Raw genomic sequence first — 16,396 nt, forward strand, 5'->3', positions numbered from 1 at the left:
GGGTCTACTGCACTATCGGTTTAAATAAAGTAGCGATAAAAACCAGGGAACTGAAATAAAACCATCATGTTTCAAAGCCGACGCCATTTTCTGACTTCGCTCAGCGCCCTGACCGGGACCGCGCTATTACCCAATAGCCAGGCTGTTCAGGCGCAGCCGGCCAGGCCGCAGCCGATTTCCTGCAACGCCTATACCTGGAATACATTCTACGCGCGGGCGAAAAAACAGTGGATGGCTGACCCCGACGAAGCGCTGAGCCACTACGTAAAAACCGGTCTGACAGCCTACGAGCCGTCGTTCAGCAATGCGGAAGAAGTCAGAAAGCTGGCCCCTTACCTGTCGAAGTACCGCCTGACAATGCCGTCGCTGTACGTCAACAGCACGCTCCACCGAGCCGACGAAGCGCCAAAATCTATTGAGGCTGCGCTCGCCATTGCTGAAGCCGCCAAACCCTTGGGCACAACGATTATTGTTACCAACCCGAGTCCCATTCAATGGGGTAGCGACGCCGACAAAACGGATGCCGACCTGACCGAACAGGCCCGGAACCTCGACCGGCTTGGTGCCGAACTCCGCAGGCGTGGCCTGACGCTGGCTTACCATACCCACGCGCCCGAACACCGGCAGGCGGCCCGGGAGTTTCACCACATGCTGCTCGCGTCCGATCCCGGAAACGTATCCTTGTGTCTGGATGCCCACTGGGTCTATCGCGGATCAAGTAACTCGCAGGTTGCCCTGTTCGACGTTGTGAAATTATACGGCAAGCGCATTGTTGAACTGCACATCCGCCAGTCGAAAAACCAGATCTGGCAGGAAACCTTCGGCGACGGCGATATTAATTACCGACGGCTGGCCACCGAGCTGAAAGCGCAGCATGTCCGGCCATTACTTGTGCTGGAACAATGCCTGGAAAAAGGCTCACCCGATACGATGGGCCCCGTTGAAGCGCACAAACAGGATCTGGCTTATGCTAAAGACGTCTTTGCGGGCCTAATGAGCTAAGGGCTTATCTGAACGTAGAAATAGTCTACTTAACCGCCCCATGCACCCAGCAATCGCCGGATGATAATGATCTCGCCAACATGATAGGCCGTGTGATCAGCAATCAGAAGAGCCTCGCGAAGAAGATTCTGACCGTCGCCGTGGGGAAAGGGCGCGTATAGATCCTGCCCGGAGTCCTGTAATAACGCGATAAACGCATCGCGGTCTTGCCGAATCTGCTCTACGGCCTCTTCCCAGGCGGCATCATCCGGCGGTGCTACGTCCTTCGACCAGTAGCCGTCGGGCCAGGATGGCGACTGGTGATTTGCGTCGCGGGAAAACGCCAGAATGTCCCACTGCGCAATCCGGATATGGTCAACCAATTGCCAGATACTATACGGTAATTTGTCTGGCTTTATGCCCCGCAACGACGCGGGCAGACCGTTAATGGCATCCTCGAACGACTGATGGGCGTTACGTCCCGTCAGCAGTTGGCTGAGTTGTTGCTGAACGGCCGACGTGGCATCGGCCACCGATTGCGTAGTTTGCGGCATACGTTTCGTGTTTGCTGTTCAGTATACCCGTTTCCGTCGGCTTTGTTTCGCTATGGGCACGCCGGTACACAAGTTTTCGGGCTAAAAACTGACGGTTCGTGTTATGGTCTTATGAAAGCAATCCTGATTACCCGTCCGGGCGATGCTTCCGTGCTTGCCCTGCGTGATCATCCTCTCCCACAGCCCAGCAGCAGACAGGTTTTGATTCGGGTGCGGGCGGCCGGAGTCAATCGAAGCGATATTCACCAGCGGCAGGGCGGCTATGGCACTGACCCAACCGGCCAGATTCCCGGACTCGAAGTAGCCGGACTTGTTGAGCAGTGCGGGCCTGACGCCCATCGGTGGCGGGTTGGCGACCCGGTATGCGCCCTTATCAGCGGGGGTGGCTACGCCGAATACGTAACGGTTGACGAACGCCACTGCCTGCCCCTACCGCCCGGACTGACCTTCGTGGAGGCTGCGTCGCTACCCGAAACGGTGCTGACTGTCTGGTCAACGGTTTTTCAGTGGGCTCATTTGAGCAAGGGAGAGAATTTTCTGGTCCATGGTGGCAGCAGCGGCATTGGCGTAGCGGCCATTCAACTGGCAAACGCGTTCGGTGCCAGGGCTTACGCCACGGCGGGCAACGACGAAAAGTGCGCTTTTTGTGAACAGTTGGGCGCGATCCGCTGTGTCAATTATAAAACAATCGATTTTGAACAGGCACTGAGCCTGGTAGGCATCAACGTCATTCTCGATATGGTTGGGGGCGATTACACGCCTAAAAATCTTCGCCTGCTGGCGACCGACGGGCGACTTATGTTCATCAACGCCATGCGGGGCGCCGAAACGTCAATTCATATTCCAACCCTGATGCAGAAGCGGATTACGCTCAGCGGCAGCATGCTTAAACCCCGCGATGCCCAGTTTAAAGCTGATCTGACGGCTGAGGTAGAAAAGCAGGCGTGGCCCCTGCTGGCCGATGGACGACTAAAGCCGGTTGTGTATCGGTCACTGCCTCTTTCCGAAGCGGCCCAAGCGCAGCAGCTGATGGAAAGCAGCGGGCACATTGGTAAAATCATTCTGGAAATTCCGTAAGGCTACGGCACTACTGCTTATCGTTTCAGAATAGTGTGGTTTCCTAAGTTCCGGCAACAATTTTGAAACGATCGGGTTATTCCAGAGTACTTACACACTCATAAGTTATGACTACCGATTTGAACAAACCCGAATCTCAGGAGAAGGCCGTTAAAAACATCAAGCCGAACATTGGCCTCGACCAGGACGTCCTGAAAAAGGACAACGAGATGCTCAATGCCTACTTGTCCGATCTGCACGTTTTATATATCAAGACCCGCAAATACCACTGGAACGTAGCGGGGCCGAGCTTCAAGGAATACCACGAATTTTTTGAAGAGCAGTATAAAGCCCTTGAAGAGATGATCGACGAAGTGGCAGAGCGGATTCGTACGCTGGGCGGCAAGCCTTTTTCGACCATGTCCGATTTTCTGAAAGGCACCAGCCTGAAAGAAGATGAGAGTGGCGAAGTGAAAACCCGCGATATGTTCGAGCGGCTTCTCGCCGACCACGAGCAGGTAACCCGCGAACTGCGTGAAAACGTTGATACCTGCGATGAAGAACTGAAGGATGCTGGTACGGCCGATTTCCTGACAGGCCTGATGGAAGCCCATGAAAAAATGGCGTGGATGCTGCGGAAATATCTGTCGTAGTTCAGGCTCCGCACATCATATCAATTCTTTTCTGAGCGACCTGTACTCAAACAGGTCGCTTTTTTTATGTCGCTCTGCTATACAATTACTTTAAAAGTATCCTGTCGGTGAGTTTATCGGCAAGCGCTTCCAGATCAGTACCTAATCTCTGTTTGTTAACCGTAATCACCTTGGTCACCATCGCTTTGGGTAACCGATCGGCCCCCCAGTACGCACCAAGAATAGCGCCTGTTACGGCTCCGGTCGTGTCGTTGTCCCGTCCGTAATTAATGACAAATGCGAGTGCTTTCTCGAAATCAAAATTACTAAACAAGAGCGCCGTTAGGTTTACCAGGTGGATCTCGGCAGCATGAAACGGCAGATCCTGATTCTGCGCTTCCAGTAACTCATACGCTTTCTGCATCCGGGTGAGCATCAACGTGTCTACCGGTCCTCGTTTGGGTAACGGGATCGTCAACGATTTACGATCGGCCTGCTGTATTTTGTTTGCCTCTGCCACGATTGTTCGAGCCTGTTTCAGGATTCGATGGGCCGAACGACCAACCAGTCGACTTTGGAAATAATGCTCTGGATCTACATCCCGCAATACATTTAAAATAGCCTCGGGCGTGGCATTGGGGGCCATAGCCGCCGACACCATGGCGGCCGTTAATCCGCTGATATCGCGGGCATAGCCGAGGTCAAAAACGCTGATCGCATATGTCTGTGTATACGCCAGCTCTGGATTGCCCGGATAGAAACCGCCAATCGCCGGGGCATAAAGCATTCCGGCGCAGGTTACCTCACCACCGTAAAACCGACTCAGCGCATTGGAATAGCTAACCAGATCGTTGGCAATGAACGGTTGTGCCACTTTCGCCCATTCCTGTAGCCAGGCCATTTCGCGGCTGCGGGCTTCATACGGCTCCGGTGCCAGCCCCTCTGTTTTCTTCAGTCGCTGAATACTGATCTGGTATTGCGTTAATATGTGCTGAGCGAACTCTTTAGGCGCAAGGTTTTTCTTCTTCTGCGCAAGGAGATAGTTGATAGCCAGTACTTTCCAGCGCGTATCGTCGGTTGTGCCACCGGCCGGGAGATTATACAGCCAGGTCCCCTCCGGCGAGGGTTCGCGTACCATCGTGTCCAGCCGATTCACGAAGCCATAGTCGAGCGCAATGGCGTCCCGCGTCCACATTTCGGTTGGTGCCCCCATAGCATCGCCAATGGCCGACCCGACCAGCATACCGAGCACTTTATTATATAACGCCCGCCGGTTTGGGAGGGCTTGCCCATTCGTTGGACCGACGGTACCCATCAACAGACCAGTACACAACAACAGGTAAAACTTAATTCGCACGCGCTCGCCGATGAGGTAGTTGAAAAATCAGATACGTAAAGTAAACGATGAAATTGGAGATTCTGTAGTTTGCACCTAACTACGCTCTGAAACCCACCTCATGCCTAAATCGTTAACTCTTCGCTCCGGTGTTGGCAGCGTTCTGTTCTGGTCGGTTATTTCAGCCGCCTTCATTGGCCCCGGTTCCGTTACGGCCTGCGCTATGGCCGGTTCCCGCTTCGGCCTTAGTCTGCTCTGGGCGCTGACCTTTTCAACCCTAAGTACTATCCTTCTGCAGGAAGCGGCCGCCCGGATCACACTGGCGTCGGGCCTGAGCTTCGGTGAAGTGATTACCCATTCCTACGGCGCAAAAGCGCCCTGGATCGCTCGTATTTTATTCATCGCCATTTCTGTTGGATGCGCAGCCTATCAGGCCGGCAATATTCTCGGCGCCGTGGCGGGACTTTCGCTCCTGACGCATCTGCCAACAACGGGCTTGACAATCGCCGTTGGCGTAGTGTGCGTTACGTTACTATGGCAGGGCTCCACCCGACTCATCGCCAATTTCCTGGGTCTGATTGTGTTTGCGATGGGCATTGCGTTTGCCTACGTTGCCTTCAACAGCGGCCAGTCGACGGGCACTTTCCTGAAAGCCCTGGTCGTTCCTTCGCTCCCGGCTGACTCGCTCGTACTGGTGATCAGCCTGATCGGCACCACGATTGTTCCGTATAATCTTTTTCTGGGTTCTGGTCTTAGCACTAACCAGACATTGCGCGAAATGCGCTGGGGCATCGGACTGGCAGTACTCATTGGTGGCCTTACGTCGATGGCAATTCTGGCAGCCGGAACGCTCGTTACGGGGGAGTTTTCGTTTCAGAGCGTTGCACAGACCATGTCCGCCCAGCTTGGCGACTGGGCGGGTGCCCTGTTTGCCTTTGGTTTGTTTGCTGCGGGCTTTACCTCTACCCTCACGGCTCCGCTGGCTTCGGCCGTAACAGCCCAGAGCCTGCTCGGCTGGTCAGCCGGTTCAACTGCTTACCGGGCCGTCTGGCTGCTGGTTATGGCCGTTGGCCTGACGTTTGGCCTGCTTGGCGTTCGGCCTATTCCTATCATCATTGCCGTGCAGGCCATCAATGGAATTCTGCTGCCGTTTGTAACTGTCTTTTTATTCAGAGCCGTCAATAACCAAACACTTTTAGGTCAGTACCGTAATTCCCCCGCTCAAAACGTAGCGATGGGCTTCGTTGTCCTGGTCACAGCTGGTCTGGGCGGCTGGAATCTGTGGCTGGCCCTTGGGTCTGGGCAATAGAGACTATCTGAATTTACGAGACTACCGGCCAAACGATTGAGGTTCACTAATATCAATGTGAGCGTGGACACGTCAATAAGTCAGCGTGTCCACGGAAAATATGTCAACAAGAACCTGAGGCTTAGGGCAGATATTGTGTCGCTTTTGGAATCGGCCTATTTCACCTGAAAAGGCAACTCACGACTGGCACCAATGATCCGGTTCTGATTATTCCGTACCAGTACGCACCATACATAGTAGGTATTTGGGGTCAGCGGGGACGTCGGTTTTACGTCGGCAAAGGTAACTTTGCCTGGATCAGGCGCTGTTCCTTTGTAATCCCACTTCCAGACAATATCATTAGTAGCAATATCATTTGAAACTACGCGAACCAGGTTTTTGAAGATGACCACCGTCACGTTCTGCCGTTGTGTACTGACCCATTTAAATTCGTGTTTAGGTAGATCTTTCAGATTAATTAATTCCACAAATTTAAATTTACTATACTCCTTACTATCCACTTGGGGACGAGAAGTCTGTCTATACTCGGTGTCAATCAATTTGTGAAATTGATTCTCTACAGTAATCAAGTCTACCGATCCCGGCGTCGACTGAACAACCGGGTCGACGTTTAGGGGAGCCCGAAAGAGAGTTGGTGCTGGTACAACTGTATTTTCTACCCGAAACGGCAGCTCACGGCTGGCGTTCGTGATACGAATGCCTTGAGAATCCCACGCCAATACACACCAGACATAATATGTATTTGTATTTAAATTAACCGGAGAGCTGTACGTGAACTGATTATCTGAGTTTAAAGATACTGCTTGCCCTTCGGCGAAAGTGATGCGGCCAGGATCGACTGCCCCCTTCGGTGGAGTCCACATCCATATGAGGTCACTTTTGTTGGCAATCTGGTTTAAATCTATGCGAATAACGTTCTTAAAGATGGCGACCATAACGTTTTTCCGCTGTGTGCTCGTCCAGTTAAATTCATGATCAAACAGAACGTCTGGCCTGATGCTCTCAACTACTCTAAATTGACCATAATCGGCAATATTTGTCGGGCGAGAGAATCTTGCATACTCTGTGCCAAGTAACTTATCAAATTGATTATTGACTGTAATCAACTCTATTTTATCTGGCGTTGACTGCACAACCGGATCACCGTTCAGTAAGCCACGGGTAAGAGTTGGAACGGGCTTTACGGTATCTTCCGGGACCGTCTGGCACCGGGCAAATAGCAGCAGGGCGCCCACTACCACTATTTTCGATTGTAAACCGAGTAGGTTAAGCCGGCACATACGTAGTAGGAGGTTAAAGGTTTTACGGTATGGATAATCGTAGCGTTGCCCAAAACGGGTTGCCACTCATCCCGCGCTTCATTCTGCGTCAATTGCATTGCCCGGAATTCGAAACCGAAGGTTCGTTTCAACCCCAGATAAACCCGGTAGCCAATAAACAGCCGGTAGTTGTTCAGCAGTTGCCGCTGCTCAGTTGTGTTCCCGAGATATAACCCACCTCCGCCCACATAAGCCTGATGCAGAAGTCCACGGTTAAACAACAGACTCGTTTGTACACCATACAGATCAACCAGACGCCGGGTAGCCATCGCCGACTCGCCCTGCAACGGAATATTCTGATCGAACTGCCGAATAATTCTATATTGTAAGTAGTTGCTCGATGCGTAGCCGCCCAGCATCAGGTTATTAACCAGCTTCACCTCGGCATAGGCGTCAAAGGCTCCGCTCAGGTTCTTCAGATCCGTATCGATATGCAGGCCATTGGCCCCAATACTAAAGGGTTTGCTTAGGACTCCACCAATGGTAAAAACAGGGGTTTCCTTATCGTACTGATCCCGGTGTTGGGCAACACTCCAGTCGGACATCAGTTCCTGCACGTTGTTCTCAACCAGTTGTCGAAACGCCCGGTTGTCCACCTCGACGGGTGCCTGAGGAACTCCGCTAATCAGCACGGCCCAGGCGGTTATTTTATCCCCTGAATTATTAAAAAATCCCCCGTTGGCTACCCCTACCACCTCGTTGAACTCATTTAAAATTGGCCCACCCGAATCGCCTTTGTAGATGGAAGCCGGCTCCAGTTGCAGTACTCGTGTGCTAAGGGCCGGGCTATTTCGTCGGCTTAACTGACTTTTAGCGGGATCACTCAGGATGTCCTGCAACACCATAACCGGTGGCGTATCAATACGTCGCTCCCGTCCTTTTAGCGAGTTTATCTGCGGAAACCCAAAAATGCGCAGGGTTTTCCCGCCCATCAAAATAGGCCGCCGGGAAAAAGGAAGTCCTTCTTTTGCAGAAAGTTCAGGACAACTCAGGAAAGCCACATCATTGGCAATATCAACATGCGTCAACGTAACCTTTTTATAGATTTTCTCTGATCGACCGGACGCGTCGGCATAACGTATTGCCGTAATAGCAGGGTTACTGGATAAAGTCAATCCATGTAGTGCCGTCAGGATGCCGGCATAGCCTGCCGGTTTGAAGCCGGTCAGCACCGATTCCTGCCCTCGGTTATTCTTGACTTTCAGCTTATAGATATAATCAAACACCTCTTCCCGTTGTAGGTCGAGCGGCTTTACGGACTGCGGCCGGGCGGCAGTTGACAGACAGATACATCCGATCCATAGCCAAACGTTCATTGCTGGAGACATAGCCGATTTTTGATTTGCTGTAAGACACGCTCATTTGGCTCCTTTGCCAATACCCCCTGTAAGTGTTCAAGCTCCCGCCGTTTTGATTGATCTGGACTGCGGTTGAGCTGCCCGGCAACCTGCTGACTGAGTTCATCCTGTAGTTCAGGCCCGTTGAGAAATCTCACCGATGCGCAAAAATCAACTGAGTCTTTGGTATCGCTGAATAACGCAGCAGCGCTAAACCTCTGAACCGCTGACCCTGGCGCTGCATTAGTCGTACTGTTCTTTGTTTTGGCAACAGCAAGACCATATTGCTCGGCCAGTACCTGCTTTGCTACGAATACGCTGTCGTTCGGATTAACGCTCAGTCGCCAGGCTACGACCCTCGGAATCGTTCCTAACAATTCATTGGTGCGGGTGAAAATCCCGCCTGCAGCCCCTACCGCCAGGCAAAACAGGAACCAGCCCAGCGGCAGCGCATTATAGGGGCTGACTGGCTTAGCCGGTACAGTTTCCGGGTTGCTGGCAGGATTAGTTGCAGTTTTTTCAGTAACCGATTGCCCGAACGCCTGAGAAAGTACGCTCGATAAAACATCAGTCAAACTGACTTTTTTATTATCAGTTGACCTGGGTAAACCCAGCGTTGCGGTTAGCAGCGTCGCTACAATTGCCAGCAAAGCAGCCAGCACGGTTTGCAGTACCGGTGAGGTTGACATACCCACCAGCCAGCCCAGGGATGTGCCACACAGAAACAGCGCGACGACATTGCGCAGCCAAGCGTAAAGCGCAACGACAGATGGATAGACCCATTGGCTCAGCCGATGATTCATAGCAGTTCAGATAAGTGACGTAATGGTTCTTATCTGTCGTTACTAATAGGCTGAATGGTAACAGGTTATGAACTATTTTTGAGGGGACTGTCTGACAAAGTCTTTATTAGCATCTGCACCCGTTTTTTAACACAACGGAATCGCATTCTGCGTAACTTTACGGTTGGCTAACGGGTAGTATCAACCTGAAAACGAGTACGCTATGCCTCTCTTCTCTCTCTTTAGAAATGTAGTCGCCAGCAGTCTCATTGCGGGCTTGTTAGCCAGTTGCGCCCCAACCGTAACGAGTCTGCGGCTAGAGCCTGTTTCGGGCGATGTGACCAGGATTGATGGACGTCCGGTCACCAAAGCTGAACACAACGGCATTGGTGTGGTAGCTTCGTTCGAGCGGGAGGACCTGGAATTCGTTACGCTGGATGTTGAAATTAAAAACCGCACTGGGCAACCCATCGACGTCAATCCGGCAGACTTCCATTTCGTTGCACTCGGGGCGCGCCAGGACACCCTCCCCGATCCGCTCAATAGTCATCTGGCCCTGAGCCGTGCTGCCGCCGACCCAGCTTATGAAGCCGGACGCATCGGCCTCAAACGCAAACAGGAAGAGAAGCGGCTGAAACGGGCTAAAATCTTCAATACGGTCTTGATGGTAGCCGCCGTGGCGTCCGATGTATCTTCGTCGAGCCGGAGCCGTTCTTACGGTGAATACGTCAACAACCGGATTGCCCACAACATCGCCTATCAGGGTCTGGCCGTCAAACGGGTAATTGACTACAAGACGTTTGCCGATCGGATGGAGCGTTACGACTACGAAGAATACCGCTGGCGCGAACTGGCCCTGAAAGCCAATACCCTTGCACCCGGCGAATCGATCCGTGGATTCGTTTACCTGCCTAAAGTTGCCAACGCCAATTATCTCGCAGTCAGCTATTCCATACCGGAGCAGGCCAGCGTACCGCTACTATTCCGGCAGGAACTGGTCAAGGAGCGACAACCGAGAACCCGTCGGTAGTCAGGCTGCTTTTCCATCTGCCTACCATTCATCTTCATCATCGTCAAACGCCTGTTGAGCGCGCTGCAATTCCTGCAACGTTTTCTGATTATTTTGCGCCCGCGCCAGGGCAATGCCTTTTTCGTACAGTTCAGCTGCCCGGTCGCGCTGATCGGCGTCGGCATATAAAGCGGCTGCATGATAATAGGTTGGCAGGTAATCCGGATGTTCGGTCAGGAGCTGATCAAAATACTGCCGGGCCTGCGCAGGCTGGCTGCTCATGTACTCCATTGCCAGCGCATAAACATTGAACGGCTCGCCGGGTTCTTCCTGTACAAATCGAATTAATTGTTGGATACGTTCGTTATTCATTCGTGTAAGAAAATTAGTATGCATGCATACTTTCTGTGGGACTGTTTTGTACTTTTGCCGTAAATGTAGCTGTTCATTCCCGTGGTTACTGAGGCTTTCCCGGCCACAAACGAAACACAAATGTCCCGCTACAATATCAACTAAAACCGCATAGCCAATGAAAATTTTAGTGTGTGTAACGAGTGTGCCCGATACCACCACCAAAATTGCCTTTACGGACAATAATACCAAACTCAACAAAGCGGGTGTTACGTTCATTACCGGCCCCTACGACGACTACGCGCTGGCGCGGGCCGTTGAGCTGAAAGAAAAGCTTGGAGCCACTGTGACGGTATTGAATGTAGGTGAAGCTGATTCTGAACCTGTAATCCGCAAGTGTCTGGCGATTGGCGCCGACGACGCTATCCGCGTGAACGCCGAGCCAACCGACGCTTATTTCGTGGCTGAGCAGATTGCCGCCATCGCTAAAGAAAACCAATATGACCTGATTCTGATGGGTCGCGAATCGATTGATTACAACGGTGGTCAGGTTCACGGCATCGTCGGCGAAATGCTGGGGCTACCATCCATCTCGCCCGTCATGACGCTCGACATCGACGGCGATACGGCCAAAATCACCCGTGAGATCGAAGGGGGTAAGGAAGAGCTGGAAGCTAAACTGCCGCTGGTGCTGGGTTGTCAGGAGCCGATTGCCGAGTGGAAAATTCCAAATATGCGCGGCATTATGACCGCCCGGACCAAACCCCTCAAAATTGTTGAGCCAACAGGTACCGACAAACTTACCACCGTCGCCAGTTACGAACTACCGGCTCCGCGCGGTGCCGTTAAGATGATTAAAGCTGAAGAAGCCGAAACGCTCATCCAGCTTCTCCGCACGGAAGCCAAAGTTATCTAATGTCTTTTGTCGTCAGAAGGCGGTCAGGGCAGTATTGCCAGACCGACGTAATGACTACGAATGACGATCTATGACCATTTAATGACCTTTCAATCATGTCTGTTCTCATATTCGCCGAATTAGACGAAGGCAAACTTAAGAAGTCCTCACAGGAGGCTATTTTCTACGGCGCAAAAGTTGCCGAAATGACCGGAACGTCGGCAACAGCCATTATCATTGGTCAGGCCGACGACGGTGAGCTGGCTTCAGCGGGTCGGTTTGGCGCGACGAAAGTTCTGCACGCGACCGACGCTAAACTGAATGAACCCAACGGCATGGCCTACGCAACGGTAGTAGCCGCTGCCGCTCAGCAGGAAGGCTCTACAATCGTTGTGCTGGCTAAATCCTCACTGGCCGATGCCATGACGGCCCGGCTGGCGGGCAAGCTGAAGGCTGGTCTGGCGGCCAACGTCGTCGAACTACCCGATTTATCGACTGGTTTCCGCGTAAAAAGCAGCATCTATACCGGCAAGGCGTTTGCCTACAACGAGTTGAAGGCCGACATCAAGATTCTGGCGATCAAAAAAAATACGATAACCCCAGAGGAAAAAGAAGCACAGGCAACGGTCGAATCGTTTACGCCGACACTTAACGACAGCGACTTCGGGATTAGCGTAAAAAGCACCGAAAAATCATCCGGCGACATCCTGCTGCCGGAAGCCGATCTGGTTGTTTCGGCTGGCCGGGGCATGAAAGGTCCTGAAAACTGGGGTATCGTGGAGGATCTGGCCAAGGCTCTGCACGCAGCAACGGCCTGCTCGAAGCCAGTTTCGGACTTGGACTGGCGCCCTCACTCGGAGCACGTTGGTCAGACGGGGATTAAAATCAGCCCGAACCTGTACATTGCCTGTGGCATTTCGGGCGCCATTCAGCATCTGGCGGGCGTAAACTCCTCGAAGGTAATTGTTGTTATCAACAAAGACCCGGACGCTCCGTTCTTTAAATCAGCCGATTATGGCATTGTCGGCGATGTTTTCGACGTACTGCCCCGCCTGACAAAGGCAGTTCAGGCACTATAAGCCTGTTTGATTTGCCCGGATACGTGAAAAACAGACGATCAACCGAACAATCAAACAGCCAAACTGTTAATTTCGCGTTGTGGATAAGATTAAGCTGGAAATATTAGGACTTTCACCAAGCCAGTCGCAATCGGGTTCGTTTGCGCTGGTTCTGGGCGAAGAGTATGGCAACCGGCGGTTGCCGATTATCATTGGCATGTTCGAAGCGCAGGCCATTGCTATTGAAATTGAGAAGATTGTGCCGAACCGGCCCATGACCCATGATCTGTTCAAGCAGTTTGCGGAGCAGTTCAAGTTTACGGTCCGCGAGATCATGATCTCTGATCTGCGCGAAGGCATTTTCTTCGCCAAAATCGTGTGCTTCGACGGCGTTCGCGAAACGGTCATTGACGCGCGCCCGTCCGATGCAATTGCTATCGGTATTCGCTTCGATGTGCCGATTTATACGAATGAATCTATTCTGTCGGAAGCCGGGATTACGGCCAGCGGCAGTGATGAAGACGAAGAGCAGGAAGAACTGGTTCGTTCGTCAAGCCGTTCGTCAACCCGCTCGTTTGGCGATCAGCTCAAAAATGCCTCGTCAGAAGAGTTGCAGCGGATGCTGGAAGAAGCCCTCGGCAATGAAGAATATGAGCGGGCCGCTAAAATCCGTGACGAAATGAGCAAGCGGAATTAAGACCTTGCAACTAGCTATAAAAATAGCCGCCTGACTCATCAGGCGGCTATTTTTATAGCTCAGGGTGATTGCTACCTACTGCAGATCGACGCTCATCCACTCGATGGAATTTTTATTATTGGCATTGCGCACTTCGTAGGCAATCAGCAATTGGTTGTCCACGGTCAGTCCGCTGGCGTTTGTTCCGTTTCGCGAGCTTTTGACAAACTTGGTTTCCGCGGCTCCGGCGTCCTTAATGTCTTTGTAGGCAATGAACGAAGCCACACCCTCACCAAATTCCTGATTCTGCTCCCATAGAAGAACCGACGATTTTTTAGCGGGCACCAGGTATGCGTTGCGGGCGGTCGGGTCATCCAGCACGAAGAGCCGTTTGCCTTTCTGGTTCACTACGCGGATACCGGGAGATTCCTTCGTACCCGAGAACCAGGCGATCAGCGTGTTTCCGGCACTGGCACTCGACGTTGGACCGGAATGCGGGCAGCCGTTAATCTGCCAGTTGTCATTGAACAGGATTCCGGGTTTAGAAAAGCTCACACCATTGTCGGTCGAACTCATTCTGGCAATATCCCGGATATTGTCCTGATTTTCCCGATAAAAGAGTTGAAGCGTCCCCGTGTTGTCAACGAGCAGGCTGATGTTGCAGCAATCGCACACGAAGGGATCGAGAATTTTTTCGGCACCAAAGCGATCTCCTTTCGAAACCACAAACCGAAGGTCGCGCTGATGGGCCTTTCCTTCAATATCGTTCAGATAAGCTACGCCTATTTCGCCATTGGCCAGTACAATGGCATCAAAAAAACCTCTGACAATATTCGGCGTGTTATCGGAGTGAACCGGGGCTGGCTCTGTCCACGTAACGCCTTGGTCTTTGGAAACACAATAAACGATCTTCGAATCCCGGGGTCTGCCGCCACCCTGGGGCGCTTTTGTCGCGCTGGTATTCGCTGACTTTTCGCCCTGATGCGACGCGCTATGCTCATGAGCGTCGTGGGATGTTGCGCTGCTGGCAGACGCCTGAGCTGCGGGCGACTCGTCCCCCCGGAGTGAAAAGACCGCTACCATCGATCCGTCTTTTTTGAACAGCAGCTTAGGCCGCATCAGGCGGGAATTGCCAATACCCGCCGACGAATGGATTAGCTTTTTATCCCCAAAAGTCTGACCCTTGTCGGTTGATTCTGCCCAGTAGAAAAAGATCGTTCCATCTTTGTCTTTTTCCGTCCATGACATAGCCACGCTGCCTTTCGGGGTTTTAGCCAGTGTGGGCACAGCGTATGCCCGGGTTGTGTCGTTAAGTTTACCAGTAGCGTATGTGCTAAAACCAACAGTCAGCAACATCAAAAGACAGCCTGTTGATCTCAGTAAGCGTTTAGTTTTCATGAATTTTGGAAGAACAATAGTTGAAAATATCGATCTGGATAGCTCAGTCACCAGCCCGGTTAATAGGGCTTTACAATCGACCTGCCGGACAAAGGTACAATCTACTTTAGAATTATTCCAAATAAACTGGCCGACTTATTTTCGTTTTCTTTTCCGTACAACCAACTCCTTATAACCAAACGTCGAATCGGGCTCCCGAGTGTAGGTCAGATCGGGCATTACGCCGATAACCAGTTCAGCCGTCGTATATACTTTACAGCCCGCCAGTAGATGCCCACCAAGCGTCCGACCAGTTGAATCCGATACAGACAGGTGCAAATGGCTGCCGTTCGCAGATAGCGTTCCAACGAGCGAAACAATTTCAAAATGACCATGCCATACACTCGGACCTTCCTGATTCGCCAGCCGAAGCGTTACGTCCGTCAGACTTCCGACGCAGGTCAGTACGACGCCGGCGCCTATACGCTGCTGCCGGATGAGGTCATCAAGCTGTTGTTTCAGATCCTGGCCGGGCCGCAGCCGAAACGAATACGTCTGCATACTCGCACCGATAGGATCAGGGGCCGGGTTAGCGGGTTGTGAATGAAGATCGGACATAGCTAGAAAACCAAAATAGAGGGTCAGCAATAAAAAACTTCGCATTTGTGTTATGAAGATGTGAGACAGAATCGAGGAATGCGAAACTACATAATCCGGCCTGTTCTGGCCCTTTTTCTCTTCGCTTTTAGTACAGCTTCAACTATGCCGGACCGGACCGGCCGTGATGCGTCTGCTCAGGACATTCCGCGACCATCGAAGTTTGTCGAGATTGATTACAGCACCATTGACAACTACGCCCGCAACACCCCGGAGTCGGAAACCCGTAACCTCAGAACTTTGAGCGAATACCTGACCTCGCCCGCTCGCAGCGACCTGGCCAAAGCCCGTTCGGTTTATGCCTGGATCACGTCACACGTACGCTACGATGAATCCATTTACAGCGGCCAGAAGTATTCGTCGGAGGTTGAATATGCCAACCGGGTGCTGCGCAACCGCCGAACCGTCTGTACTGGTTTCGCACTGCTGTTTAAACACCTGCTGAATCAGGCCGGGGTTGAAGTGGTCAATATTAAGGGTTTTTCGCGCACAAATGACAGCGAAGCAGGGCAGCCTATCCAGCGAATTGACCACGAATGGAACGCTGTTCGGCTTGACGGCGATTGGTATCTGCTCGATATTGCCTGGGCGCAGACAACCGCCAAAAACGGCCAACCCAATGATTTCTATTTTTTGACCGAACCGGTAGCATTTGCCGCCAATCACTTTCCGGCTGATTCGCACTGGCAATTGCTTGACCGCACTATTACCAAAACGCAGTTTGACCAGTTTCCAAAGTTGTATGATGCGTATTTCCGACTGGGCTTCGACGCGGACTTTCCTAAAACGGGTTTACTCCGCGCTGGCGATCAGCTAACGCTAACCCTCCAGAACGACAACGATGTTGAACTGATGTGTTCCATCGGACGGCAGGGCGGCACCTCGGCGACTCATATTCCCGTTACGGTCCGGCGTTCGGGTGACTCCTACCAGCTTGTAATTCCTATTCAGCAGCGTGGAGCCTCGACGCTTTATGTCTTTGCTAAACCGAAAGGGCCCCGGTCCGAGCGGGTTAAGTCCTACGAAGGTATTGCCTCCTTCACAATTGTAAAGGGTTAGCCTACCAA

General features: G+C 52.2%; 17 protein-coding genes. 9 read left to right on the top strand and 8 right to left on the bottom strand.

The window, feature by feature from the left end; translation table 11 throughout:
- Window positions 1–66: 66 nt before the first annotated feature.
- Window positions 67–1,002 carry a sugar phosphate isomerase/epimerase family protein gene (locus HNV11_RS15030; RefSeq protein WP_171740447.1) on the top strand — a complete coding sequence of 312 codons (936 nt, stop codon included), beginning with the start codon at window positions 67–69 and terminating at the stop codon, window positions 1,000–1,002.
- Between the two features lie 29 nt (window positions 1,003–1,031).
- On the opposite strand, the gene HNV11_RS15035 is transcribed toward HNV11_RS15030, so the two are convergent.
- On the bottom strand, window positions 1,032–1,535 hold the full coding sequence (locus HNV11_RS15035) for a DinB family protein (RefSeq protein ID WP_171740448.1): 504 nt from the start codon (window positions 1,533–1,535) through the stop codon (window positions 1,032–1,034).
- A gap of 111 nt (window positions 1,536–1,646) precedes the next feature.
- On the opposite strand from HNV11_RS15035, the gene HNV11_RS15040 reads away from it, so the two are divergent.
- Together HNV11_RS15040 and HNV11_RS15045 are read left to right on the top strand one after the other, a co-directional pair.
- Entirely contained in the window at window positions 1,647–2,612 is a 966-nt protein-coding gene (locus HNV11_RS15040; protein WP_171740449.1) for an NAD(P)H-quinone oxidoreductase, read from the top strand.
- Between the two features lie 107 nt (window positions 2,613–2,719).
- Window positions 2,720–3,244: a Dps family protein gene (locus tag HNV11_RS15045; RefSeq protein ID WP_171740450.1), complete on the top strand. Its 525-nt coding sequence runs from the start codon at window positions 2,720–2,722 to the stop codon at window positions 3,242–3,244.
- Window positions 3,245–3,329: 85 nt separating this feature from the next.
- Here the strand turns inward: HNV11_RS15045 and HNV11_RS15050 are convergent, their stop codons facing one another.
- The gene (locus HNV11_RS15050; protein ID WP_171740451.1) at window positions 3,330–4,538 is read right to left on the bottom strand and encodes an ADP-ribosylglycohydrolase family protein; all 1,209 of its coding nucleotides are present in this window, start codon (window positions 4,536–4,538) and stop codon (window positions 3,330–3,332) included.
- A gap of 142 nt (window positions 4,539–4,680) precedes the next feature.
- On the opposite strand from HNV11_RS15050, the gene HNV11_RS15055 reads away from it, so the two are divergent.
- Complete coding sequence (locus HNV11_RS15055; protein ID WP_171740452.1) at window positions 4,681–5,868, top strand: Nramp family divalent metal transporter; 1,188 nt, start codon at window positions 4,681–4,683, stop codon at window positions 5,866–5,868.
- Window positions 5,869–6,023: 155 nt separating this feature from the next.
- Here the strand turns inward: HNV11_RS15055 and HNV11_RS15060 are convergent, their stop codons facing one another.
- The 3 genes from HNV11_RS15060 to HNV11_RS15070 are packed head-to-tail and all read right to left on the bottom strand — an operon-like array spanning window position 6,024 to window position 9,327.
- Complete coding sequence (locus HNV11_RS15060; protein WP_171740453.1) at window positions 6,024–7,148, bottom strand: hypothetical protein; 1,125 nt, start codon at window positions 7,146–7,148, stop codon at window positions 6,024–6,026.
- On the bottom strand, window positions 7,109–8,503 hold the full coding sequence (locus HNV11_RS15065) for a S1 family peptidase (RefSeq protein ID WP_171740454.1): 1,395 nt from the start codon (window positions 8,501–8,503) through the stop codon (window positions 7,109–7,111). Before HNV11_RS15065 ends, HNV11_RS15060 begins: the two co-directional genes overlap by 40 nt.
- Window positions 8,500–9,327, bottom strand: coding sequence for a hypothetical protein (locus HNV11_RS15070; protein ID WP_171740455.1), 828 nt, complete (start codon window positions 9,325–9,327; stop codon window positions 8,500–8,502). Before HNV11_RS15070 ends, HNV11_RS15065 begins: the two co-directional genes overlap by 4 nt.
- A gap of 202 nt (window positions 9,328–9,529) precedes the next feature.
- Here HNV11_RS15070 and HNV11_RS15075 point away from each other — a divergent pair, with 202 nt between their 5' ends.
- Window positions 9,530–10,336 carry a hypothetical protein gene (locus HNV11_RS15075; protein WP_171740456.1) on the top strand — a complete coding sequence of 269 codons (807 nt, stop codon included), beginning with the start codon at window positions 9,530–9,532 and terminating at the stop codon, window positions 10,334–10,336.
- Between the two features lie 21 nt (window positions 10,337–10,357).
- Here the strand turns inward: HNV11_RS15075 and HNV11_RS15080 are convergent, their stop codons facing one another.
- Window positions 10,358–10,687, bottom strand: coding sequence for a tetratricopeptide repeat protein (locus HNV11_RS15080; protein WP_171740457.1), 330 nt, complete (start codon window positions 10,685–10,687; stop codon window positions 10,358–10,360).
- A 157-nt stretch (window positions 10,688–10,844) separates the two neighbouring features.
- On the opposite strand from HNV11_RS15080, the gene HNV11_RS15085 reads away from it, so the two are divergent.
- From HNV11_RS15085 to HNV11_RS15095, 3 genes are all read left to right on the top strand, one after another.
- A complete protein-coding gene (locus tag HNV11_RS15085) occupies window positions 10,845–11,582 on the top strand; it encodes an electron transfer flavoprotein subunit beta/FixA family protein (protein ID WP_171740458.1) in 738 nt (245 codons plus the stop codon).
- A 95-nt stretch (window positions 11,583–11,677) separates the two neighbouring features.
- Window positions 11,678–12,640 carry an electron transfer flavoprotein subunit alpha/FixB family protein gene (locus tag HNV11_RS15090; protein ID WP_171740459.1) on the top strand — a complete coding sequence of 321 codons (963 nt, stop codon included), beginning with the start codon at window positions 11,678–11,680 and terminating at the stop codon, window positions 12,638–12,640.
- Between the two features lie 79 nt (window positions 12,641–12,719).
- On the top strand, window positions 12,720–13,316 hold the full coding sequence (locus HNV11_RS15095) for a bifunctional nuclease family protein (protein ID WP_171740460.1): 597 nt from the start codon (window positions 12,720–12,722) through the stop codon (window positions 13,314–13,316).
- A gap of 75 nt (window positions 13,317–13,391) precedes the next feature.
- Here HNV11_RS15095 and HNV11_RS15100 read toward each other — a convergent pair whose 3' ends face one another.
- Window positions 13,392–14,582 (bottom strand): sialidase family protein, encoded by a 1,191-nt coding sequence (locus HNV11_RS15100; protein ID WP_240163458.1) that lies wholly within the window; start codon window positions 14,580–14,582, stop codon window positions 13,392–13,394.
- Window positions 14,583–14,828: 246 nt separating this feature from the next.
- A complete protein-coding gene (locus HNV11_RS15105) occupies window positions 14,829–15,335 on the bottom strand; it encodes a PPC domain-containing DNA-binding protein (RefSeq protein ID WP_171740462.1) in 507 nt (168 codons plus the stop codon).
- A 99-nt stretch (window positions 15,336–15,434) separates the two neighbouring features.
- Between HNV11_RS15105 and HNV11_RS15110 the strand changes: the two genes are divergently transcribed.
- A complete protein-coding gene (locus HNV11_RS15110) occupies window positions 15,435–16,388 on the top strand; it encodes a transglutaminase domain-containing protein (protein WP_240163460.1) in 954 nt (317 codons plus the stop codon).
- The last annotated feature ends 8 nt before the right edge of the window (window positions 16,389–16,396 follow it).

The sequence above is a fragment of the Spirosoma taeanense genome, from assembly GCF_013127955.1.
Classification (GTDB): domain Bacteria; phylum Bacteroidota; class Bacteroidia; order Cytophagales; family Spirosomataceae; genus Spirosoma; species Spirosoma taeanense.